The following is a 22,795-nucleotide window of genomic DNA, read 5'->3' as shown; positions in this document are numbered from 1 at the left end:
GGTGCGGGGATCGCGCGGGGGCCGGACGACGCGCGCCGTCCGGCCCCCGGGCGCGCGCCTCACCCGTGGCGGAACTCCGGCGCCCGCTTGTCCACGAACGCCGACATTCCCTCCTTCTGGTCCGCGGTGGCGAACGTCGCGTGGAACAGGCGGCGTTCGAAGTGGACGCCCTCCGCGAGTGTGGTCTCGAAGGCGCGGTCGACCGCCTCCTTCGCCATCATGGCGATCGGGAGGGACATGCCGGCGATCGTCGTGGCCACGGACCGCGCCTCGTCCAGCAGCGTGTCGGCGGGGACGACGCGCGAGACCAGCCCCGCGCGCTCCGCCTCCTCCGCGTCCATGGTCCGCCCGGTCAAGCACATCTCCATGGCCTTGGCCTTGCCCACCGCGCGGGTCAGCCGCTGTGAGCCGCCGATGCCGGGGATGACGCCGAGCTTGATCTCGGGCTGGCCGAACACGGCGGTGTCTGAGGCGAGCAGCACGTCGCAGAGCATGGCCAGTTCGCAGCCGCCACCCAGCGCGTAACCGGACACCGCGGCCACGGTGGGAGTGCGCACACGCGCCAGCCGGTCCCACGCCGTGAACCAGTCGGACATATACATGTCCATGTATCCGCGCGGCTGCATCTCCTTGATGTCAGCGCCCGCCGCGAAAGCCCGCTCGGATCCCGCCAGCACCAGGCAGCCGACCTCCGGGTCGCGGTCCAGCTCCTCGGCCGCGGCCACGACCTCCTCCATCACCTGGAGGTTGAGCGCGTTCAGCGCCTTGGGGCGGTCCAGCGTGAGGTGGCCGACGCGGCCGTCACGTTCGACACGGATCGTCTCGTACCCGCTCATGCGCCGCCCTCGCCCTTCCGCAGTCCGTCCCCGGACTGCCGTCTGATGCTCCGTACGATCCCCGAGAAGTCCTCGTCCGCTCCGCCCTCCTCCGCGAAGGCGGCGTACAACTCGGCGGCGCGCACTCCCAGTTCGGCGTGCACGCCCTGTGCGCGGGCCGACCCGGCGGCCAGGCCGAGGTCCTTGGCCATCAGGGCGCCGGCGAATCCGGGCCGGTAGTCGCGGTTGGCGGGACTGGCGGGAACGGGCCCCGCCACGGGGCAGTTCACGCTCAGCGCCCAGCACTGCCCCGACGCCGTGGACGCCACGTCATACAGGGCCTGGGGCGACAGGCCGAGGCTCTCGCCCAGGACGAACGCCTCGCTCACGGCGATCATCGAGACGCCGAGGATCATGTTGTTGCAGATCTTCGCCGCCTGCCCCGCGCCCGGTCCTCCGCAGTGCACGGCCCGCTTGCCCATGACCGCGAGCAGCGGTTCGGCCCAGGCGAACGCGTCGGCCTCGCCGCCCGCCATGAAGGTGAGCGTGCCGTCCTCGGCGCCGACCACTCCGCCCGAGACGGGCGCGTCCAGCGACCGCATGCCCGCCGCCTGCGCCGCCTCATGCGCAGCACGCGCGTCGGCCACATCGACGGTCGAGCAGTCGAGGAAGAGGGTGCCGGGCCGCGCGGCGGCGAGCAGCCCCTCCTCCCCGTACAGCGCCCGCACATGCCGCCCCTCCGGCAGCATCGTGATCGCCACGTCGGCGTCCCGCGCCACCTCGGCCGCGGAGCCGGCGATCTCCACGCCCCGCTCCCCCGCCGCCGCACGCAGCTCCGGTACGAGGTCGAAGCCCCGCACGCGGTGGCCGGCGGCGGCGAGGTTGGCGGCCATCGGGGCGCCCATGCGGCCGAGCCCGACGAAGCCGACCGTACGTATGCCCCCACCCATCACGCGGCCCCCTCGGGCGGTGCGTCCAGCCGCAGTTCACCGTCCCCGAGCGGGGCGAAGAAGCCCTCCACCTCCGCGTCGGACACCGCGCCCAGCGTGGCCGGGTTCCACTTCGGGTCGCGGTCCTTGTCGATGAGCTGAGCGCGGACACCCTCCGCGAAGTCGGGCTGCGCCAGGAACGCGCAGGACACCCGGTACTCCTGCTCCAGCACCCGCTCCAGGCCGTCCAGGCGGCGGGCCCGGCGCAGCGCGGCGAGGGTCGCCTTGAGCGCGAGGGGCGAGCGGCTCTCCAGCGTCCCGGCGGCCTCCTTCGCGCCGCGCGAGCCGTCGGCGCGCAGCCGCTCGACGATCTCCTCGACGGTGTCGGCCGCGTAGCAGGAGTCGATCCACTCGCGCGCCTCGGCCAGTTCGCCGCCGGACGGCGCCTCCCGCGCGTACCGCTCGACCGCCTCGCGCGCGGGCGTGTCCGCGAGGTCCCGCAGCAGGTCAGGCAGCGCGTCCGACGGTACGAAGTGGTCCGCGAGCCCGCACAGCAGCGCGTCGGCCGCGCCCGCCTGGTCGCCGGTGAGGGCCAGGTGGGTGCCCAGTTCGCCGGGGGCGCGCGCCAGCAGATGCGTACCGCCGACATCCGGTACGAAGCCGATGCCGGTCTCCGGCATGGCGACCCGGGAGCGCTCGGTGACCAGGCGGATGCCGGCGTGCGCGGAGACGCCGACGCCGCCGCCCATGACGATGCCGTCCATTACGGCCACATACGGCTTGGGGCAGCGCGCGATGCGGGCGTTCAGCCGGTACTCGTCGCGCCAGAAGGCGGCCGAGGCCGCGCCGCCCGTGCCCGCGCGCACGTCCTCGTGGATCGCGCGGATGTCGCCGCCCGCGCACAGCCCCCGCTCGCCGGCGCCGGTCAGCACCACGGTCCGTACGGACGGGTCACGCTCCCACGCGTCGAGCGCGGCGTGCATGCCCATGACCATGCCGTGGGTGAGGGAGTTGAGGGCGCGCGGCCGATTGAGGGTGAGGCGCCCGGCGTGGCCCTCGACCTCCGCGAGGACGTGCTGCTCGGCCTCCGCCGGGGCCTGGTTCTCGGAGTCGGTCACCGGAACGCCTCCGTCATGCCGCGGGCCACGATGTGTCGCATGATCTCGTTGCTTCCTTCCAGAATCCTGTGCACCCGCAGATCGCGGACGATCTTCTCGATGCCGTACTCGGTCAGATATCCATAGCCGCCGTGCAATTGCAGCGCCCGGTCGGCCACGGAGTAGCCGGTGTCGGTCGCGAACCGCTTGGCCATCGCGCACTGCTGCGCCGCCCGCGCATCACCCCGGTCCAGCGCACGCGCAGCCTGGTGCACCAGAGCGCGCGCCGCAGTGAGCTCGGTCTCCATGTCGGCGAGCTCGAAGCGCAGACCCTGCGCGTCCAGCAGCCGTGAGCCGAAGGCCTCCCGGTCGGCGAGGTAGGCCATCGCGGAGTGCACCGCGCTGCGCGCTCCGCCCAGCGAGCAGGCGGCGATGCCGAGCCGCCCGCCGTTGAGGCCGTTCATGGCGATCCCGAAACCCTGGCCCTCGCCGCCGAGCATCCGCCCGGCCGGTACCCGTACCTGATCGAGGATCACCTGCCGCGTGGGCTGCGCGTTCCAGCCCATCTTGGTCTCGTTCTCACCGAAGGAGAGCCCGGGATCGTCGCGGTCGACGAGGAACGCGGAGATCCCCCGCGGCCCGTCCCCTCCGGTGCGCGCCATCACCACGTACACCTGCGAAGCACCCGCGCCGGAGATGAACTGCTTCACCCCGGTCAGCACATGCCCGTCACCGTCCCGCACCGCGCGGGTGCGCAGCGCCGCGGCGTCCGATCCTGCACCCGGTTCGGTCAGGCAGTAGCTGCCCAGGTCCTCCATGGCGCACAGCCGCGGCAGCCACCGCTCGCGCTGCTCCGCGTCCCCGTACCGGTCGATCATCCAGGCGACCATGTTGTGGATCGACAGATACCCGGCAACGGAGGGGCAGCCCGAGGCCAGCGCCTCGAAGATCAGCGCCCCGTCGGCCCGGCTCAGCCCGCTGCCGCCGCACTCTTCGCGTACGTACACGCCGCCGAGGCCCAGCCCCGCCGCCTTCCGCAGCACGTCCACCGGGAAGTGCTTCTCGCGGTCCCAGCGCACGGCGTGCGGCGCCAGGTGGTCCTGGGCGAAGTCGAGGGTGGTCTCCACCAGGGCCGTCTGGTCCTCGGTGAGCAGGGTGCCGGTCATGGCGCTCACCCCATCACCGGAATCGTGAAGCGCGCATCCTCCTTGGCACCCGAGGGCCAGCGCGAGGTGACGGTCTTGGTGCGGGTGCAGAAGCGAACGGCGTCGGTGCCGTGCTGGTTGAGATCCCCGAATCCGGAGCGCTTCCAGCCGCCGAAGGTGTGGTAGGCGACCGGCACCGGAATCGGCACGTTCACGCCGACCATGCCGGTGTGCACACGCCGGGCGAAGTCACGCGCGGTGTCGCCGTCGCGGGTGAAGACGGACACGCCGTTCCCGTAGGGGTGCTCGGTGGGCAGGCGCAGCGCCTCCTCGTAGTCGGCGGCCCGTACGACGCTCAGTACGGGGCCGAAGATCTCCTCCTGGTAGATCCGCATGCCGGGCGTGACCCGGTCGAAGAGCGAGGCGCCGGCGAAGAAGCCGCCCTCGTGCCCGGCGAGGCGGAAGTCCCTCCCGTCCACGACCAGTTCGGCGCCCTCCCGCACGCCCAGGTCGACATAGCCGCGCACCCGCTCCACGGCATCGGGCCCCACCAGCGGCCCGAAGTCCGCCTCGGGATCGTCGCCGCGGCCGACGCGCAGCCGCCCGATCCGCTCCGCGAGCCGCTCGACCAGCGCGTCGGCCGTACGCTCGCCCACCGGCACGGCGACGGACACCGCCATGCAGCGCTCCCCCGCCGAGCCGTAGCCGGCGCCGATCAGCGCGTCCACCGCCTGGTCGAGGTCCGCGTCGGGCATGACGACCAGGTGGTTCTTGGCGCCGCCGAAGCACTGCGCGCGCTTGCCGTGCGCGGCGGCCGTCGCGTAGATCCGCTCGGCGACGGCCGTGGAGCCGACGAAGCCCAGCGCCTCCACGCGCGGGTCCTCCAGGAGCGCGTCGACCGACTCCCTGCCGCCGTTGACCACGTTGAACACGCCCGGCGGCAGACCGGCCTCCAGGAAGAGCTCGGCGAGCCGCAGCGGGACCGAGGGAGCGCGCTCCGAGGGCTTGAGGATGAACGCGTTCCCGCAGGCCAGAGCGGGGGCGGCCTGCCACAGCGGAATCATCGCGGGGAAGTTGAACGGAGTGATCCCGGCGATCACGCCCAGCGGCGCGCGCAGCGAGTGCACGTCGATCCCGGCCCCGGCGTTGTCGGTGAACTCGCCCTTCGACAGGTGCGGGATGCCCGCGGCGAACTCCACCACCTCCAGGCCGCGTTGGAGGTCCCCGTGCGCGTCGGCGACCGTCTTGCCGTGCTCGGAGGAGAGCATCCTGGCCAGTGCGTCGCGCTCCTCCTCCACGAGCTGGAGGAAACGCAGCAGCACCCGCGCGCGGCGCTGCGGGTTCCAGGCGGCCCAGCCGGGCTGGGCAGCGGCGGCGTCGGCGATCACCGCGCGGGTCTCCCCGTCGTCGGCGAGCGGCACGCGGGCCTGGACCTCGCCGGTGTTGGGGTCGTACACGTCGCCGTAGGAGCCCGAGGTGCCCGGGCTGTGCTTGCCGGCGACGAAATGGGCCAGTTCCCGGACTTCACGTCCGGCCGAATCGGCGTAAGTGGGCATGCGTGTGGGGGCCATGCGTGTTTCTCCATCCTCGTGGACAACACGGAACACGAAGCCGCGGCCGGTATCCTGACTCCCGGATCAGTACGCGCTCCCCGGCCTTCCCGGACACGGCAACTGCCGTGCGCCGGTGGCCCGTTGGCGGAGAACACACTCCCCGGTCACAGTGGCGGGACCGTGCCGGATTCACACCGGCTTCCCTGACACCGCGGACGTGCAGCGACCATATAGTTGGACGTCCAAGTAAGTCCACCCCCGCCGGTCCGCCGGCCGGAATCCGCCGTTCCCCCGTGTGCGCGTGGCGCTGATCGCGCTCTTGTCGCCCTCCGGCCCAGCCGGTAGATGTCGGCTGAGCATCGCTTTCGCTCCGCTCTTTTTCATCCCGCGCCGTTTCGCTCTGCACCGCTTTCGCACCGCACCGCTTTCGTACCGCACCGCTTCTGCCGTCGTCCGAAGGGTTGTGCCGCATGGGCTCGTTCCGTCTCAGACCCGGCCTGCTCAGCGTGCCGCTGGCCGCGGCACTCGCGGGCGCGCTCGCCGCCGCGCCGGGCGCCACCGCGACACCCGCGCCGAACGGTCCCCCGCCCCACCCCGTACGGGACAGCGGCGAGGCCCCAACTCCCCTGCTGGGCAAGGCGAGTGCACACCCCGCCACCTCCCCCCGGATCACCCACTCCGGCGGCTATCCGCGCAAGACCGTCCTCACCCCGCCGCCCGCCGACCCCTCGGACAAGTCATCCAAGCTGGGCCTCGCCCCGTACCACTCACTCGCGCCCCGGCTGAACGCCCTGCAGAAGCTGGGCGAGCGCGTCAGCGTGGAGGTCGCAGGGCGCAGCGCGGGCGGGCACGAGCTGTATCTGGTCACCCTCACGGCGCCGGAGAGCCCCGCCGAGGCGCGGCGGCAGGAGCGGATGCGCGACCAGATCGAGAACGCGCCCGCGAAGGCCGCGGGGAACCCGCGCATCAAGGCCGGCTACAAGACCCCGGTGTTCATCAACAACAACATCCACGGCAACGAGTGGGAGGGCACCGACGCCGCGCTCAAGCTCATCGAGCGGATGGCGAAGGCGAAGGACCGGGGCACGGCCGGGCTGCTCGCGAAGCACCGCGTCTATCTGAACGTCACGGCCAACCCCGACGGCCGCATCGCGGGCACCCGCACCAATGCGAACGGCTTCGACCTCAACCGCGACTTCATCACCGCCTCGCAGCCGGAGAGCCGCGCGATCCGGCGCATCGCCGTCGACAAGCAGCCCGCGGTCATGCTCGACCTGCACGGATACGTCAACGGCACCCTGATCGAGCCGACCACTCCGCCGCACGGGGAGAACTACGAGTACGACCTGTTCCTCAAGAACGCCTACCGCAACGCGCTGGGCATGGAGAAGGCGGTCAACGGACTCGGCTACACCGAGCGCAAGGACGGGGTGAAGCCCGCCGTCATCCCCTTCCGCGACCAGAAGGAGGGGTGGGACGACTGGCCGCCCATATTCACCCCGCAGTACATGCCGTTCCAGGGCGCCGTCGCCTCGCACACCGTCGAGTTCCCGATGGCGGTCAACAACGCGGAGTACGAGAAGCTGCCGGTCAAGGAGCTGCGGCGGCGCTCGGCGATCAACACCGACATCGCGGGCGCGGCCATGCGCGCCACCCTCGACTACGCGCAGCGGCACCGCGCCGCGGTGCTCGCCGACCAGATCGAGACCTTCCGGCGTGCGGACGCGGGCGAGGCGCAGCGGCCGGTGTCGGAGAAGACCGTTCCGGGAGTGCCGGGCATCGGGCCCGAGGACGTCTACACGACCGACTTCCCGCGCGCCTACGTGATCCCGGCCGGCCACCGCCAGCGCTCGGCCGTGGCCGCTGCCCGTCTCGTCGACCACCTGGTGGCCAACGACGTGCGCGTGACCAGGGCCCGCGCGCCCTTCCGGCTCCAGGGCCGCGCGTACCCGGCGGGCTCGTACGTGGTCGACATGCACCAGCCCAAGCGCGGTCTCGCGAATGTGATGCTCGCCAAGGGGCGGGACATCAGCGGGGACGTGCAGCAGATGTACGACATCTCGGGCTGGAGCCTGGGGCTGCTGTGGGGCGCCACGGTGGACTCGGCGAAGAGCCAGGCGCCGCGCGTGCCGGTGCGCGCCGTGCGGAGTGCCGCGCCGGGCGGGAGCGTCGCGCCGGCCGGTGACCTCCGGCTGAGGCTCCAGGACCCCGCGGAGGTCGCGGCGCTCAACGCGCTGCTGGACCACGGGATCCGGGTACGCCGCGCCGCTGACGGGTCCGCGATCGTGCCGAACTCGGCGCGGGGGCTCGCCCGCGTGGTGGCGGAGCGCCACGGGGTGGAGTTCGGGGCCACGCGGGAGCGCGGCACCGGCGTCCTGCGCCGCACACGCATCGCGGCCGCGGCCTCGCCCGGCGAACTGTTCGCGCTGCGGGAGATGGGCTTCGAGGTCCGGCCCGTCTCAACGTCCGTGCTCAACAAGGGCTTTGACTGGTCGAAGGCCGACGCCCTGTACGTCTCCTCGGGCCTCGACCACGAGAAGCTGACCCCGGCAGCCCGCGCGGCCTTCGAGAAGAGCGGCGCCGGCGTGGTGGGCGGGGGCGCGCAGGGCGCCGCCTTCAACAAGGCGGCCGGGCTCCTGCCGGTGACCGCGGTCGGCGGCAACGGCACGTCGAACGGCGTGGTGCGGGTGGACAACGCGCGCGGCGGCATCACCGACGGAGCGCCCTCGCACGGGTTCGTCTACGCGCCGGGCTGGTTCACCGGCCTGGGCAAGGGCGTGCGCGCCGAGCAGGCGTACGCGACCGGGAATCCGCTGGTCTCCGGCCACTGGCGCGCCGCCGCCGAACGCGGAGGAGGCGGCCCGCGCGAGGCGGCGGGGCACGCCTCGGTGGTCTCGGGCACGTCCGGGGCGGGAGCCCCGGTGTCCCTGTTCGGCACCGAGCCGCTGTTCCGCGCGCACCCCAAGGGTCAGTACGCGCAGGTCGCGCGGGCCCTGCTGCGGCGCTGAGGCGCTGGGCTCTGCGCGGTCGACTCCCGTATGCCGGGGCCGGACTCTCGGGTCCGGCCCCGGCGCCGGCTCGGCGGGCTGCTCGCCCCGGTGGATTGTCAGTGCCCGCTGCGAGAGTGGCCGCATGGACGAAGAGGTCATCCCCATCCTTCGTGTCGAGGACGCCGCGGCGTCCGTCGACTGGTATGCACGGCTCGGCTTCTCCCCGGAGTGGGAGCACCGCTTCGCCCCGGGCCTCCCCGCGTTCGTCGAAGTCGCGCGGGGCGGGGTGCGGTTGTTCCTGTCCGAGCACACGGGCGACGCGCGGCCCGACACGCTCGTCTATCTCCGGGTGCGCGATGTGGACTCCATAGCCGAGGAGTTCGGCGTGCAGCCCGAGGACGCGCCGTGGGCGCGCGAGCTGGAGCTGCGCGATCCCGACGGCAACAGGCTCCGGATCGGCACGCCTTCGGACTGAGGACGGCCGCCGCTCACGCCCCCACCACCTGCATCGCCACCGCCGCGACGATCGTCAGCACGGCCAGGGCCAGCAGCGCCGTGCGCGCCCAGCCCACCCACCGCGGCAGCGGATCGCCCTCCGCGTCATACCGGTCCAAGAAGCCTCGAAACCTCAGGCAGTACCCGTCCCGATACCGCGAACCCACCGTCAAGGAGCGCTCCCCGGCGTCTGCCAGTCACCGGTTCCGTCACCGCGAGTCCGTACGCCAGGCGAGGTCGCCGGACCCGCACCCACACGACCCGGGCGCCGGGGAGCGCGCCGGGCTGTTCAACGCGGCCGGTGCAGAAAGGTTGCGGCAGAGGGGAGAGTTCAACCCGCGTTCACTCGGGGCAAGTTGGGCACGCCTGTCCGGTCGCCGGTCGCAGGGCCCGGTTTCGCGGCCTCTCCGACCGTGACCCGGCGTCGGTGCGTCGGTGCCTCAGTGCGTCGGTGCCTCAGTGCGTCAGCGCGTCTGGGCCTCAGCGCGTCTGGGCCTCAGTGCGCGGCGGTGATCTGTGTGCGGGACGTGAAGCCCAGCTTGTTGAGGATGTGCTCCACGTGCGCGTCCACGGTGCGCTTGGAGACCACGAGCCGTTCGGCGATCTCGCGGTTGGTCAGTCCCTGGGCCACCAGCGCGGCCACTTCGCGCTCGCGCCGGGTGAGGCCGCCGGGCCGCACGGGGGCGCGGTCGCGCGACTGCCGCGCAGCGGGGCCCTTCTCGCCCCGGACCGCCGCGCCCCGGTGCGGCTCGGGCAGCACGTCCCTGTCCTCGGCCGCGTACGCCACCGCCCGCGCGGTGTCCAGGGCCGCGCCCCGCGCGTGCAGCGCCTCGTACTCCGTACTGCCCAGCGCGGCGCGCACCGCTTCGGCCGCCGCGCGCTGCTGCGCCACCAGGATCTCCATGTCGAAGAGCGTGCAGCCGACCTTCTCCCAGAGTGTGTGGGCCGCGCCCAGCAGCCACGCGGCCCGCTCGCAACGCCCCGACTCGGCCGCCGACCAGGCCAGCAGCTCCAGCGCGATGCCGCTGCCGAGCCGGTCGTCCACGCGCTGCTTGAGGACCAGCGCCTCGCGCCCGAGCCGGTCGCGTTCCCCCGCCAGGTCCGCCGCGACCGCCGCGACCCGTGGGTACGCGGCGGCGAGCGCGGCGATGGCTTCGGGGTCGTTGCGGGACTGCCAGAGCGCCAACTGCCGGTAGAGCAGGCAGTATCCGCGGGTCCAGCACTCCCCCGGTACGGAGGCCAGCGCCTCCAGCGCCTCGCCCGACACCCGCCACGCGTGGGCCGCGTCACCGGACAGCGCGGCGCCGAAGGTCTGCTCGAAGGCGGCGACCGCGAGCCCGTCGGTGTCGCCGAGCGCGCGGAAGCGGCGGCGCGCCTCGTCCAGGTCACGGTGTGCCGCGGCCAGTTCGAGGCGGACCATCGCCAGGCAGCCCCGGTACTGCACCGCGTAGGCCGCACCGCGTTCGTCGCCCAGCCGCTCCGCCGTCTCCAGCGCCTCGCGCAACGGCGGCGCGGCCTCCTCGTACCGTCCGAGGATCATCAGCATCCAGCCGAGCCGGTGCAGCGCCTCGACCCGTTCCGGGCACTCCTGCGGCACGGCGTCCAGGCCCTCGCGCAGCCAGCGCGCCCCCTCGCGGAAGTGCCCGGCGGTGACCCAGTGGGTCCACAGCCGTGTGGCGAGGGCGAGGCCGCGCAGTGCCAGACCGCGGTCGCCCGGAGCGGGTGCGGGGTCGGCCGGGGCCGGCACGGGGGTGGGCTGCGCGAGCGCGTACTGCAGCGCGACGCGGAAGTCCTGCACCCGCCGCCCGAGGTGCCGCAGCCTGTCCGCCTGCTCGTCGCTGTGGAACGGGCTGTCGGCGCGCTCCGCCAGCGCCTCCAGATGGGCCAGGTGCTGGCGCCTGAAGGTGTCCTCCTCGCCGCTCGCCGCCAGGCGCTCGGCCCCGTACTCGCGCAGCGTGTCCAGCAGCCGGTAGCGGGCAGGGGCATCGTCGATGCGCAGCACCACGGACTTGTCGATCAGTCCGATGAGGGGGTCGAGCACGTCCTCGCCGGGGAGTTCGCCGCCGCCGCACACCTCCTCGGCGGCCCGCGCGTCGAAGTCCCCGGCGAACACCGACAGCCGCCGCCACAGCACCTGCTCCTGGGGCGTGCACAGCTCGTGGCTCCAGTCGAGGGTCGCGCGCAGGGTGCGGTGGTGCTCGGGCACCGCGGCGCGCCGCCCGCCGGTCAGCGCCTGGAGCCTGCCGCGCAGCCGGGCGGCGAGCTCGCCGAGGGACAGGGCCCGCAGGCGTACGACGGCGAGCTCGACCGCCAGGGGCATGCCCTCGACCCAGCGGCAGACGGCGATCACGTCGTCCCGGTTGTCCTCGGTGAGCGTGAAGCCCGGCACCACGGCGGCGGCACGCTCGGCGAAGAGCCGCACCGCCTCGTCGTCGGTGGGCAGCGGCGCGATCGGCCAGACGAACTCGCCCGGCGTGTCCAGCGGTTGGCGGCTCGTGGCCAGCACCGTGACGCCCGGCGCCTTGCGCAGCACCAGGTCGGCGAGCATCGCGCAGGCGTCGAGCAGGTGCTCGCAGGTGTCGAGCACCAGCAGCAGCCGCTTGTCGGTCAGATAGGTGACGAGGAGGGTGACCGGATCGCGCTCGCCGTGCTCGGACAGGCCGAGAGCGGCGGCCACGGTGTGCGGGAGCAGCACCGGGTCGCGCAGCGAGGAGAGCTCGATGAAGCAGATGCCGTCGGGGTAGCGGGGCAGCGCCGTACGCGCGGCGCGCAGGGCGAGGCGGGTCTTGCCGACACCCGCGGGGCCGGTGAGCGAGACCAGCCGGGCCTTGCCCAACAGGGCGCCGACCTCCTGCAGTTCGCGCTCCCTGCCGACGAACCCGGTGACCTCCAGCGGCAGTTCACCCGCTCGCACCGTGCCATACCCCGACATCATGATGTGCCAGCCCCCTCCGCGTACCGTGCGCCCGAGTGGGCATCCCTACGCTACGCGGGATGGCGGACGGCGGCTGCGGCTTCGAGCCGGTCCCTGCGCCTTCTCCGTACGCGGAAGGCGGGACCTGCGAAGCCAAGGGGACGGCGTATCCGCGGGCGTGCGGCGCTCACGGGGCTACGGCTTCCGGCTCACCTCTCGGGCAGCGACCAGGTCAGGCAGCGCCTCAGGAACTCCCGTTCCTCGCCCAGCTCGCGCAGGTGCCTGCGCCCGTACGCGCGGGGGATCCAGGGCATGGCGTACAGGACGCCGCCAGGGTCGCCCGGCACGATGAGGGCCTGCTGTTCCAGTCCGCCGAAGGCCACTGCCAGTACGTCGGCCGGCAGCCGCTCGTCGGCGCAGACCTGCACCGCGTCCTTGAAGTCGAAGGAGCCGGGGAAGACCGTGCAGCGCGCCCACAGCAGACGCTCGCCGCCGGAGCACAGCCGGAAGGTCGCCAGCAGGCAGTCCCGCAAGGTGCGTTGGCGTTCGGGCAGGCCGGGAACGGTGAGATCGAGCAGCGACGGCACCTCGCCGTGCCCCTCCCCTCCCCCGGCCGCCGCGCAGCGCGCGCTCTCCATCCGCGAGACCCGGTCGAGGACTTCGGCCGGCGAATGGCGTACGAGCTGGCCCGCGGCGATGTGCACGGCGAGCGGCAGTCCGTCGAGGAACACGCAGATCTGGCGTGCCGTCCTGAGGGTGGCGGGCCGCGGGGCGCCCCACCGCCGGGCGCCGGTCTGGAACAGCCGGATGGCGTCCTCGGCGGACAGCGGACCCAGCCGGTAGTGGGCCGAACCGGTCACCGCTCTGCGGCTGGTGGCCAGGATGCGCAGTCCCGGGTGTGCGTCCAGGAGCCGGGGCAGGGCCTTGGCGCAGGGCTCGGCCAGATACTCGCAGGTGTCCACGACCAGCAGCGCGGGGCCGCTGCCCAGCCCGCCGGGGGCTCCGCGCGCGCCCGCGCCGTCCGGCAACACCTCGCCCGCGCCCTCGGGTTGGGCTCCGGCGGCTGGGGTCCCGTCGGCCCGTGACGCATCGGCTCGGGCTTCGGCGGGTCGGGCTCCGGGGGCCCGGTCATCGTCGGCTCGGTCTCCGGCCACGCTGTCTCCGGCCGCCCGGCCTCCGCCCGAGGAGCCGAGGCGGCGCAGGGCGCGGTGCAGGTGCCGGGGCAGCGCGTCCGCGTCCGTCAGGTGGGCCAGGTCGATCCGGGTCGCGGCAGGCCAGCGCCCCGGGACCGTGCGGCGCACCAGTTCCGTGCCGAGCGCGGTCTTGCCCACTCCTCCCGGGCCCGTGACCGTGACCAGGCGTTCGGCCAGCAGCAGGTCGCCGACCTCGGACAGCGCCTGCTCCCTGCCGACCAGCGCGACCGGCCGAGGGTTCCCCGCGCCGTGCATGCTCCCGCCTCCAGCCGTTCTCCGCGCACGTGCCGACCACGTGTGCGGAAGGCTCCAGCGTGCGTCACGGAGCACCGGTCAGACATCGGTATCCGCCCCCTGACCGGTATACCTCGGTACACCCAACTGCCGCTCTCCTGGCCGGAATCCTCCGCGCGCCTGCACCCCGCACGCGCGCCCCGGCATTTTTTCCGGAGCCTTGACGGAAATCGGCGCGCCTTCGCATGCTGTACGCCATGCCCCGGCGCGGGGCGGCTCCGCGGCGCAGGCCCGCGGCCTCGGGCAGCGGTTCCAGGGGCGGTTCGCCGCGCCGCGTGGCCTGCCGGGGGCGGCTCCGGGCGGCGGTTCTGGGCGGCGGTTCGGCAAGGACGCCGGTCCGTCCGTGGCGGTGGCCGCGTCACGGGTCACCTCGGCCACGGCGGTCCCGTACCGTCCCGGTCAGCCGGTGGCTTCCCTTCCGCAACTCCGCGCACGCTCACGCCGTCCCTACCAGGACGGGGGCGTGGTGCTCCACGACGTAGCGATGACGAAGGACGTGAGTGATGACCGACTCCGAGAACCGGACCCGTCTCGGCCGCCGATCCCTGCTGGCCGGCGTCGCCGGTTCCCTGGGAGCCGTGGCGGGCCTCTCCGCCTGTGGTACCGGGACGAGCTCCGCCTCCACGGAGAACACCGCCACGCAGAACACCGCGGCCGAGCAGGACGCGCCGCCCGGCGGGTTCCCCGACAACCGGCCCGAGCTCGAGCCGTACGGCCTGGCGGACACCGACAAGGACCTGTGGCCGCGCGAGGACAACTCCTTCGTCCTGCCCCTCGAACTGCGCCCGCGCGACAGGGAACTGGGCCGCGTGTGGATGCGCGACACCTACGTCAACTGCTTCATGGTGGACGGCAAGCCGCTGTACGTGGCGACCGGCACCACCCGTGTGCCCAAGCTCGACGGGGCGGCGCCCTGGAACGACGGCATCTTCCTGTGGACGGCGCGCTCCCTGCGCGGCCCGTGGAAGCTGGCCGACACCTCCCGCATCCGCCCCGACGGGGAGCGCGGCAAGGTGTGGTCGCCGGAGTTCGTGAACGAGAACAAGCCGGGCCGCACGGTCGTCGCGCCGTGGCAGGAGTACTGGCACGACGAGGAGTTCGGCAAGCGCGGCGAGGCGTGGGCCCCCGAGGTGCACTACTTCCGCGGGCGCTGGTACATCGTGGCGTGCATGGGCGACCACTCCCGGAAGGTCGGCTCGTTCGTACTGGTCAGCGAGCGCGGCGTGGAGGGCCCGTACCGGGTGATCAAGGGCAATCTGGAGAAGCCCTTCGGCGAGCCCCTGCCCGGCGGCCCCGACGTCGTGAAGCCGGGCGCGTACTTCCACATCGACGGCAGCATCTACACCGAGAACGACGACGCGTGGCTGGTGCTGCACAACGACCTGTACGCGAAGTTCCGCAAGGACATGGAGGACATCGAGCCCACGACCGGCCTGCCCGCCTTCCGGCAGACCCCATACAAGCCCGAGCCGTATCTGGAGGGCGCGTACGTCTTCAAGCACGGCGGCAAGTACTTCCTGGTGCAGGCCGCCTGGGACTGCACCTCCAAGAATCCCGACGGCGGCACCCGCTATGCCTACGACCCGGCGGACAAGGAGCACAAGCAGTACCAGTACGACGCGATCGTCGCCGTCTCCGACCGCTTCGAGGGCCCGTACTCCAAGCGGTGGACGGCGGGCGTGGGCGCCGGGCACAACAACTTCTTCAAGGACCACAAGGGCGGCCTGTGGGCCACCTTCTTCCGCAACCCGGCCCAGGGCTACTGGGCCGACCCCTCCCGCAAGAAGGACGCAGCCGTGGCCGGCGTCGTCCAACTGGAGTGGACGGGCCCGCAGGGCAACCGGCTGTACGTGAAGCGGCGGGGGTGAACGGGCGTGGCGTGCACCGTAGTTGACGGGCACGCCCGCAGGCAGGGCCGCGGCGCTTCGTCGGCGTCGCGGCCCTCGTCGCGTGCTCGGTCCTCGCCATGTGCGCGACCCGTGCGCTCGCCCCTCACCGCGAGATCAGCGCGATGGACGCCGCGGCGCACAGCAGTCCCGCCGTCTGTGCCCTGGTCAGGCGCTCGCGCAGGAAGATCACGCCGAGCAGCACGGGGAGGGCCGGATACAGCGAGGTGAGCACCACGGCCAGGGAGAGCAACTGCTCCCGCGTGGCGAGGGTGTAGAGCGTGATGGCCAGGGTGCCCAGCGCACCGGCGCCCGCCGACAGCCAGGCCAGGGTGGGCGACAGCCGTACGCGTCCCGTGCTGAGGGCGAGGAGGGGCAGCAGTGCCAGTACCGAAACCACCCTGCTGAGCACCAGCGGCCACAGGCCCGCCTCGGGTCCCGTACGGCCCAGCGCGATGAACTGCAGCGCGAAGCCGAGGCCCGCGATCAGCGCGTCGCCGGCGCCGGACGCCGTACGCCCGCCACCCGCCGGGGAGTTGGTCCCTGCCGGGGAGTCGGCCCCCGGCAGGGGTTCGGCTCCCACCTGGGAGTTCGCGTCCGCGTCGGCCTCGCGGGAGCGGGAGACCAGCCACAGCGCGAACGGCGCGCAGGCGATGCCGCACCAGGCGAGCCATCCGGGCCGGTCGCCCAGCAGGGCCACGCCGACGAGCACCGGAAGGGTCACCGCCGCGACGTCGCTCAGCGGCACGACCACGCTGAAGCGCCCGCGCGACATGGCGCGGTAGAGGAAGCCCACGCCGATTCCGGTGCCGACGCCGGAGAGCGCGCCCCAGGCCAGCGCCTCCGGGCCTACGTCGCGGCCGGGGTCGAGCGGCGTGAGGGCGAGGATCAGGGCGGTGCCGCCGAGCTGCCCGGCGAGGGCCACGGCGGTGCTGGAGGCGCGGCGCGAGAGCAGCCCGTTGAAGAAGTGGGCCAGCCCGAAGCACAGCGCCGAGAGCAGGGCCAGGGCATCAGCGGACATGAGGGCAGGGAAACATGCACGCGTGGTTCAACGCGCCCCCTCGGTACCGCAGTGTCGCCTCAATCCCGCAACATCGCCTCAGCAGCACAGCATCGCCCCAGTACCGCAGCATCGCCCCAGTACCGCAGCATCGCCTCAGTACCGCAGCGTCGCCGCGATCCCGTCCGTGCACCGCGTCGGCGGCAGGATCTCGGTGAACGAGGAGCCGCCCAGCACCGCCGAGCGGAACAGCAGCGTGCGCGCCGGCGCCTCGAACACGGTGGGGTCCTCGCCGAACGCGGCCGGATCGCTGCCCAGCACCAGGGGCTCGCGCCGCGACGCGTACAGCGTGACCTCGCCCGCCTCGTCCTCGCCGTCCAGGAACAGGGTCTCCACCCGCCCCTCGGACAGCGCCTCCTTCACGGCCGGGAGCCCCTGGAGTGCCTGCTCACCGGCCAGGTGCTCCTCCAGCCCGCGCAGCACCCGCGCGTGCCGGTCCGCCATCACCTCGCGCAGCGCGGCGTCGGCGCTCTCCCGCAGGGCCGCGCGTGCCTGCACGTCGGTGCGCCCGCCGCCGATGTGCTCCAGCGGCGGGACGGCGGGACCTGCCAGGTGCTCCCGCAGCAGGCCCATGGCCTTGGGGTCGCCGGCCACGAGGATCACCGCGGCGTCCACCGCGTCGGCTGCGGCGCGTACCTCTTCGGCTGCCTGCCCCGTGTTCTCGTCCCACAGGTTCTCGGTGCGCCGGTGGTAGGACGCCTGCGCCTCGGCTCCGCCCTTGACCCGGGTGATGTGCAGGGTGCTGCCGTTGAAGGTGCGCCGGAAGGCCGGTTCGTGGGCGGCAGCGGGATAGGCGTCCACGTCGGCGCCCTCGCGGTCCACCGCGACGACGACGTGCGGCACCTGGTGGTCGCGGTCGAAGGCCAGCGGCAGCGGATCGGGCACGGGCAGCCGCCGGGCCAGGTCGGAGGGCGGGGGCTCGGCCATCGTGTACGCGCCGAGCAGCCGCCCGTTCGCGGCGAACAGCGCCTCGCCCTGCGGTCCCGGGAGGTCGCCCACGCCGCCGACCGCCTCGCCCACCGCGTCGAGCGTGGCCTCGTCGGCGCCCTGCTCGGCGAGCGAGCGCCGCAGCGTCTTCCAGCGGGTCTCGATCTGCCGCTCGGCGTCGGCCACGGCCCGCGTGGTGTCCAGACACACCGAGACGACGAACCCGTCGCCCTCGCCTTCGCCCTCGTAAAGCGGCCGTACGTAGTCCAGATCCATGCCTAACCGGGGCGGGGGCGCCCCTGCCCTTCCCTCTGGAACCCAGCAGAACGAACCCAGCAAGCGTCGCATAACGGACACCACCCGGCACGGCTGGAGCCCCCGCCGCTTCATACGGGGACTGCCCGCACCCTCATCCCGTGCCCGGGGGCAGCGATCCGTCTGTCCACCCGTCGATGCGGGCGAGTACATGGTCCACGTGCGGGCGCACCTGTGACCGCAGCTCGTCGCTCCATTCCTCGTCCGCGTAATGGCAGTTGAGGTAGAGGTCCCGCGCGTGCTCCAGTACGGGGCGGTGCTCGGCGGGGAGCTGGGCGAGCGCCCATTCCGCGGCCGCGTCCTTGGCGCGGATCTCGCCGGTGGCCAGCGTGGTCCAGACGCGGGCGAGGGTGAGCAGCACGTTGCGGGTGTCGCCGTGCAGGTCCTCGAGGAGTTCCGGCACGCCGGCCACGCTTGCGCGTACGAGGTCGGCGTGCGGCACCGGATCGAGTACGTCGGCGGGAGGCGGTCCAACCAGCGCGTGGTCGCCGGCCAGCGCCATGGTGATCAGCAGGGCCAGGTCGGGCATCGGCGCTGGGCGCGGCGACGCGTCCGTGCTCAGCTCCTCGCGCATCCACTCCCCGTAGAGGAAGTCGCAGGCGGGCGGGCAGCGCCAGGGGCGGACCTCGGACTGGACGACGACGGCGAGTTCGACGGGCCGCACCTCGGCCGTGAGGCCGGAGATCTCCAGCAGCCCCGCGAGGAGTTCCCGCCGCCTCGGTTCGTCCAGGCTGCTCCGTACGACGGCCAGAACGTCCAGGTCACTGGCCGGTTGGAGCCCGCCGCGCACGGCAGAGCCGTGCAGATAGGCGCCGACGAGTTCCTGTCCGAGCACGCTGCGGAGGAGGGAGACGGTCTCGCGAAGTTGATCCATCGGCCCAGTGTCGGGGAGCGGCGGGCGGGGTGGCACGCGCATTCCGCGGCCGCGGAGAACGCGCCGCCACGGAGAACGCGCGTTCTCACCCCGCGATCAGATGCCTGCCCCGGTCAGACGCCCGCTCCGGTCAGACGCCCGCCCCGATCAGGTGCCCGTCGTACCCCGCCGCGACGAGCGACCGGTACGCGGCGCGCACCTCCCCCGGCACGTACTGCGCCACGGCGAAGCCGCGCTTCGGGTACTCCAGCACCCGCTGGAGATCACCCACGAGCGTGTCGAGAACCAGCCTCTCGTCGCCGATGCCCTTGACGTACTCGGCGAACTCCACGCGCTGCGAAGCGCAGACGGGCTCGACCCCGGGCCACAGCTTGCGGGCCGTGGCGAAGGCGCGGCGCTCCATGTACGGCTTGGTGACCAGCAGGACGGTGCGGGGCGCGCGGCCGCGGCCTTCGAGGAGCGCGCGGGAGAAGGCGATGTTCTCGCCGGTGTTGGCGGCCCGCGGCTCGGTCAGGATCGCCGCGTCGGGAACGCCGAGCCGCAGGGCCTCCTCGCGGTAGTGGACGGCCTCGCCGCGCGGGAAGCGGTCGACGGTGCCGGGGCTGTTGCCGCCGGTGAACACCAGGGTGGGGAACAGCCCGGCGTGGTAGAGCCCGGCAGCACAGGAGGCCACGCCCAGGTCGTGGCTCCCCAGCGCGATCGCCGCGTCCGCCGCGCGCGGCCGGTGCCGCATCCGCTGGAAGTCCCAGAGCAGGGCGGCCAGTCGCCGGTGCTCCTCGGTGATGCGGGGCCGCACGTCCGTCACGGGTGCCTCCTGTCGCTCGCCCGCACGCTGTCGCACAGCACCGGATGCTGACAGGAGGCACCCCGCGAGAACACCCCGCCCGACGGGAACGCCGTGCAACAAGCGTCACGAAAGGCCGGTCACGAGAGGCCGGCCCTCAGCGGGCTCCCGTCCGACGGACCCTCACGCGTCGATCCCCCGCCAACGCCCGTTCTCCACCGTCCCCACCTGCTGGTCGGCGAAGTGGACTCCGAAACCCAGCACTCCCTCGCCCGACAGGTGCTCCACCAGCCGCCGCCGGGAACGCTCGGCCGCCTCGCGGTCGCCGTCGAGCAGGACCTCCCAGTCGGGGTGCCGGACCTGCACCGGCGAATGCATCGCGTCGCCGAAGGCCACCACCGAGCGGCCGTCGCCGGTGTCGAGGATCCAGGCCGTGTGGCCGGGTGTGTGGCCGCTGAGGGCCCAGGCCCGGACGCCGTCGGCGATCTCTGCGCCGTCGGGTACGCAGGTGACCCGCTCCTTCCCTCCGGCCAGCGGCTCGGGCGGCTCCCCCTCGCCGAGCAGCCAGCGCGCGTTCGGGAACAGGCTGTCCTCGCCCTCGGTCGCGTCGGGGCGCGCCCACCCGCTGTGGTCGGGGTGGAGGTGGGTGAAGGCCACCGCGTCCACCTCGGCCGGGTCGACGCCCAGCTTCTCCAGGGCCGCCGGCAGATGCCGCACATGCGCGTAGGAGTGCTGGAAAGGCGCGGGCTCCTCGCCCGAAACACTGCCGTGACCTGCGTCGATGAGCAGCCGCGTGGAACCGCGTTCGACGAGCAGCGCGCCGCAGCCCATGGCCAGATGGCCCGCTTCCGTCAGATGGCGGCGGTGCGGCTCCCAGTCCTCCGGCCCGGTGCCCGGGTAGACCCGCTCCGGGAGCATCGCGATGCCGGAGTCCGGAAGGTAACTCAGCGTCAGCTCGCCGAGGGTGCGCGTCCACGCACCCGGCAGCCGCGTCTCCGGGGTGTCGCCCAGCCGGCCGGCCGCTCCCGACTGCCCTTGGGCGAAGCCCTGTTCACTCGTCACTGCGAGGTACTTCCTCTCTGCTCTGGTCTGCGCTGTGCTGCACTTCTCTGCACCGCTCTGCGCCGCTCTGCACTCCGACGTGCTGCTGCCTCTTTGCGTACGTACGGAAGACGGCTCACGCCGCGCGGCCCGCACGCGGCCCCCGCGCCGTCACGGCGTGATCACCCGCACCGGCTCCCCCGCCGCGTACGCGAGGACGTCCTCCAGCGCGTCGCCGTAGAAGACCTCGTAGCTGCGCCCGGTGACATAGCCCAGGTGCGGGGTGAGGACCGTGCGCGGCGCGCTGCGCCAGGGCGAGTCGGCCGGCAGCGGCTCGGTGCCGAACACGTCGAGCCCGGCCCCGCCGAGCCGCCCGGCGTGCAGCGCCTCCAGCAGCGCCTGCTCGTCGACGATCGGCCCGCGCGAGGTGTTGACCAGCAGCGCGTCGGGGCGCATGAGCGCGAGTTCCTCGCGGCCGATCAGGCCGGTGCTGCGCTCCGAGAGCTTGAGGTGAATGGAGACCACATCGGAGCTGGTCAGCAGCTCGCGCTGGCTCACGGGCGTGACGCCCTGACTGCGCGCGTGCTCGGGGTCGAGGTTGGCGCTCCAGGCCACCACGTCCATGCCGAAGGCGAGCCCGATCTTCGCCACGCTGCTGCCGATGCCGCCCAGGCCCACGAGGCCGAGCCGGGCCCCGTACAGGTCACGCCCGATCGTGTGCTGCCAGCCGCCGTCGCGCACCGCGGCGTCCTCGGCGGGCAGCGAGCGCGCGACGGCGTGGATGAGGGCCCAGGTCAGCTCGGCGGTCGGGGTCAGACCCGCGCCCCGGGTGCCGCAGACGAGCACGCCCCGGCGCTCGGCCGCCGCCACGTCGATGGCGGCGTTGCCCGGGCCCGTGGTGACCAGCAGGCGCAGGTTGGGGAGCTTGCCGAGCACCTCGGCGGGGAACGCGGTGCGCTCCCGCATGGCCACGACGACGTCGAACGGCTCCAGCGCCGCGATCACCGCCTCGGGCCCGCCGAACGGCTCGGTGAACACCGTCGGCCGTACGCCGTCCGGCAGGGCGCTCCAGTCGGCGTACCGGTGCGCGACCTGCTGGTAGTCGTCCAGAATCGCCACGCGGCGGATCTCGGGCATGAATGCTCTCCTTCAGGGACGGGGTCCCGAAGCGTTGCTTTCGCTGACGTTGATCGTCAACGCGGGGCCGGGGCCGGTGATTCCGGAGCGGGTGCCTCCACGGGTGGTCCCGGTCCGTGCGGGGAAGACATGGCCGCATGTCCTCCTCCGCCCGTGTCGTGATCGTCGGCGGCGGCGTGATGGGCGTCAGCACCGCCTTTCACCTGGCCGAGGCCGGAGTGCGCGACATCGTCCTCGTCGAACGCGGCGAGCTCGGCCACGGCAGCTCGGCCAAGCCCATCGGCGGGGTGCGCGCCCAGTTCTCCGACCCGCTCAACATCGAGCTGGGCCACCGCAGTCTGCGCGCCTTCCACGCCTTCCCCACCCGCCCCGGCGCGGACATCGGGCTCGACACGGTCGGCTACCTCTTCCTCCTCACCGACGAGGAGCAGCGGGCGGAGTTCGAGCACGCCGTCGCCGTGCAGAACGGCCTCGGCGTCCCGAGCCGGATGATCACTCCGGCCGAGGCCGGGAGCCTGTGCCCCTACGTACGCACCGAGGGCCTGACGGCGGCCGCGTACTCCCCCGCCGACGGCCACGCCCGCCCCGCCCTCGTCGTGCGCGGCTACGCGCGGGCCGCGGCCGAAGCGGGCGTCACCCTGGCCACCGGGACGGACGTGACCGGTTTCGACACGAGCGGCGCGCGCGTGACCGGGGTGCACACCAGCCGCGGCCACCTGACCTGCGAAACCGTCATCTGCACGGCGGGAGCGTGGTCGGGGCTGATCGGCGACATGCTCGGCCTCGACCTGCCCGTACGGCCCGTGCGCCGCCAACTCGCCTTCACCGCCCCGCTGTCGCCGCCCGCGCCCCGCATCCCGTTCACCATCGACTTCGCGTCCAGCGCCTACTTCCACAACAGCGACGACGGGCTGCTGTTCGGCCTGGCCGACCCGGCGGAACCGGAGGGCTTCGACACCACCTGGACGCCCGGCTGGCTGCCTCTCTTCCGCGAGGCCGTGCGGCACCGCGCGCCCGAGCTGGCCGGGATGGAGACGGCGGGCGGCTGGGCGGGCCTGTACGAGGTCACGCCGGACCACAACGCGCTGATCGGCCGCTCGGGAGAGCTGGTCAACCTCCTGTACGCCACCGGGTTCTCCGGCCACGGCTTCCTCCAGGCGCCCGCGGTGGGCGAGGTGCTGCGCGACCTGTATCTGGAGCGCGAGCCCTTCGCCGACCTCACGCCACTGAGCGCCGACCGCTTCCGTACGGGGTCGGCGAAACGGCCCGAGGCGCACGTCGTGTGAGGCGCGCGGGGCGTGTGATCCGGGCGGCGTGTGCCCCCGCGTGCCACGGGGTGTCCGTGT

The 22,795-nt window shown here is 73.3% G+C and carries 18 protein-coding genes and 1 riboswitch; of the genes, 4 read left to right on the top strand and 14 right to left on the bottom strand.

Annotated features, from left to right (window positions below):
* Nucleotides 1-59 precede the first annotated feature (59 nt).
* The 5 genes from ABEE00_RS04720 to ABEE00_RS04700 are packed head-to-tail and all read right to left on the bottom strand — an operon-like array spanning nucleotide 60 to nucleotide 5,557.
* Nucleotides 60-836: an enoyl-CoA hydratase gene (locus ABEE00_RS04720; RefSeq protein WP_345743939.1), complete on the bottom strand. Its 777-nt coding sequence runs from the start codon at nucleotides 834-836 to the stop codon at nucleotides 60-62.
* Nucleotides 833-1,765 (bottom strand): 3-hydroxyisobutyrate dehydrogenase, encoded by a 933-nt coding sequence (gene mmsB / locus ABEE00_RS04715; RefSeq protein ID WP_345743938.1) that lies wholly within the window; start codon nucleotides 1,763-1,765, stop codon nucleotides 833-835. Before mmsB ends, ABEE00_RS04720 begins: the two co-directional genes overlap by 4 nt.
* Nucleotides 1,765-2,862: an enoyl-CoA hydratase/isomerase family protein gene (locus tag ABEE00_RS04710; protein ID WP_345743937.1), complete on the bottom strand. Its 1,098-nt coding sequence runs from the start codon at nucleotides 2,860-2,862 to the stop codon at nucleotides 1,765-1,767. Before ABEE00_RS04710 ends, mmsB begins: the two co-directional genes overlap by 1 nt.
* Nucleotides 2,859-4,007 (bottom strand): acyl-CoA dehydrogenase family protein, encoded by a 1,149-nt coding sequence (locus ABEE00_RS04705; protein ID WP_345743936.1) that lies wholly within the window; start codon nucleotides 4,005-4,007, stop codon nucleotides 2,859-2,861. The genes ABEE00_RS04710 and ABEE00_RS04705 overlap by 4 nt, the downstream gene beginning before the upstream one ends.
* A gap of 5 nt (nucleotides 4,008-4,012) precedes the next feature.
* The gene (locus ABEE00_RS04700; protein ID WP_345743935.1) at nucleotides 4,013-5,557 is read right to left on the bottom strand and encodes a CoA-acylating methylmalonate-semialdehyde dehydrogenase; all 1,545 of its coding nucleotides are present in this window, start codon (nucleotides 5,555-5,557) and stop codon (nucleotides 4,013-4,015) included.
* 27 nt (nucleotides 5,558-5,584) lie between these two features.
* Nucleotides 5,585-5,785: riboswitch (cobalamin riboswitch) on the bottom strand.
* A 224-nt stretch (nucleotides 5,786-6,009) separates the two neighbouring features.
* Here ABEE00_RS04700 and ABEE00_RS04695 point away from each other — a divergent pair.
* A complete protein-coding gene (locus ABEE00_RS04695) occupies nucleotides 6,010-8,547 on the top strand; it encodes a M14 family zinc carboxypeptidase (RefSeq protein ID WP_345743934.1) in 2,538 nt (845 codons plus the stop codon).
* 124 nt (nucleotides 8,548-8,671) lie between these two features.
* Nucleotides 8,672-9,004: a glyoxalase superfamily protein gene (locus ABEE00_RS04690; protein ID WP_345743933.1), complete on the top strand. Its 333-nt coding sequence runs from the start codon at nucleotides 8,672-8,674 to the stop codon at nucleotides 9,002-9,004.
* A gap of 13 nt (nucleotides 9,005-9,017) precedes the next feature.
* On the opposite strand, the gene ABEE00_RS04685 is transcribed toward ABEE00_RS04690, so the two are convergent.
* The 3 genes from ABEE00_RS04685 to ABEE00_RS04675 all read right to left on the bottom strand — a co-directional run bounded on the left by ABEE00_RS04685 (nucleotide 9,018) and on the right by ABEE00_RS04675 (nucleotide 13,386).
* Nucleotides 9,018-9,143, bottom strand: a complete 126-nt coding sequence (locus ABEE00_RS04685) for a hypothetical protein (protein WP_345743932.1) — start codon at nucleotides 9,141-9,143, stop codon at nucleotides 9,018-9,020.
* A 377-nt stretch (nucleotides 9,144-9,520) separates the two neighbouring features.
* Complete coding sequence (locus ABEE00_RS04680; RefSeq protein WP_345743931.1) at nucleotides 9,521-11,959, bottom strand: helix-turn-helix transcriptional regulator; 2,439 nt, start codon at nucleotides 11,957-11,959, stop codon at nucleotides 9,521-9,523.
* A gap of 188 nt (nucleotides 11,960-12,147) precedes the next feature.
* Entirely contained in the window at nucleotides 12,148-13,386 is a 1,239-nt protein-coding gene (locus ABEE00_RS04675; RefSeq protein WP_345743930.1) for an AAA family ATPase, read from the bottom strand.
* Between the two features lie 542 nt (nucleotides 13,387-13,928).
* Between ABEE00_RS04675 and ABEE00_RS04670 the strand changes: the two genes are divergently transcribed.
* Nucleotides 13,929-15,293, top strand: a complete 1,365-nt coding sequence (locus ABEE00_RS04670; protein ID WP_345743929.1) for a family 43 glycosylhydrolase — start codon at nucleotides 13,929-13,931, stop codon at nucleotides 15,291-15,293.
* A 124-nt stretch (nucleotides 15,294-15,417) separates the two neighbouring features.
* Here the strand turns inward: ABEE00_RS04670 and ABEE00_RS04665 are convergent, their stop codons facing one another.
* The 6 genes from ABEE00_RS04665 to ABEE00_RS04640 all read right to left on the bottom strand — a co-directional run bounded on the left by ABEE00_RS04665 (nucleotide 15,418) and on the right by ABEE00_RS04640 (nucleotide 21,449).
* Complete coding sequence (locus ABEE00_RS04665; RefSeq protein ID WP_345743928.1) at nucleotides 15,418-16,332, bottom strand: EamA family transporter; 915 nt, start codon at nucleotides 16,330-16,332, stop codon at nucleotides 15,418-15,420.
* A 135-nt stretch (nucleotides 16,333-16,467) separates the two neighbouring features.
* Nucleotides 16,468-17,574, bottom strand: a complete 1,107-nt coding sequence (locus tag ABEE00_RS04660; protein WP_345743927.1) for a baeRF2 domain-containing protein — start codon at nucleotides 17,572-17,574, stop codon at nucleotides 16,468-16,470.
* 133 nt (nucleotides 17,575-17,707) lie between these two features.
* On the bottom strand, nucleotides 17,708-18,487 hold the full coding sequence (locus ABEE00_RS04655; protein WP_345743926.1) for an aminoglycoside adenylyltransferase family protein: 780 nt from the start codon (nucleotides 18,485-18,487) through the stop codon (nucleotides 17,708-17,710).
* 130 nt (nucleotides 18,488-18,617) lie between these two features.
* Nucleotides 18,618-19,292 (bottom strand): YdcF family protein, encoded by a 675-nt coding sequence (locus ABEE00_RS04650; protein ID WP_345743925.1) that lies wholly within the window; start codon nucleotides 19,290-19,292, stop codon nucleotides 18,618-18,620.
* A gap of 162 nt (nucleotides 19,293-19,454) precedes the next feature.
* On the bottom strand, nucleotides 19,455-20,333 hold the full coding sequence (locus tag ABEE00_RS04645) for an MBL fold metallo-hydrolase (protein ID WP_345743924.1): 879 nt from the start codon (nucleotides 20,331-20,333) through the stop codon (nucleotides 19,455-19,457).
* A gap of 150 nt (nucleotides 20,334-20,483) precedes the next feature.
* Nucleotides 20,484-21,449, bottom strand: coding sequence for a D-2-hydroxyacid dehydrogenase family protein (locus tag ABEE00_RS04640; protein WP_345743923.1), 966 nt, complete (start codon nucleotides 21,447-21,449; stop codon nucleotides 20,484-20,486).
* 137 nt (nucleotides 21,450-21,586) lie between these two features.
* On the opposite strand from ABEE00_RS04640, the gene ABEE00_RS04635 reads away from it, so the two are divergent.
* Nucleotides 21,587-22,735 (top strand): NAD(P)/FAD-dependent oxidoreductase, encoded by a 1,149-nt coding sequence (locus tag ABEE00_RS04635; protein ID WP_345743922.1) that lies wholly within the window; start codon nucleotides 21,587-21,589, stop codon nucleotides 22,733-22,735.
* The last annotated feature ends 60 nt before the right edge of the window (nucleotides 22,736-22,795 follow it).

This window comes from Streptomyces odontomachicola, assembly GCF_039605595.1.
Lineage (GTDB): Bacteria > Actinomycetota > Actinomycetes > Streptomycetales > Streptomycetaceae > Streptomyces.
Note: the sequence above shows the minus strand (reverse complement) of the source record. Positions and strands in the feature narration are given on the sequence as shown.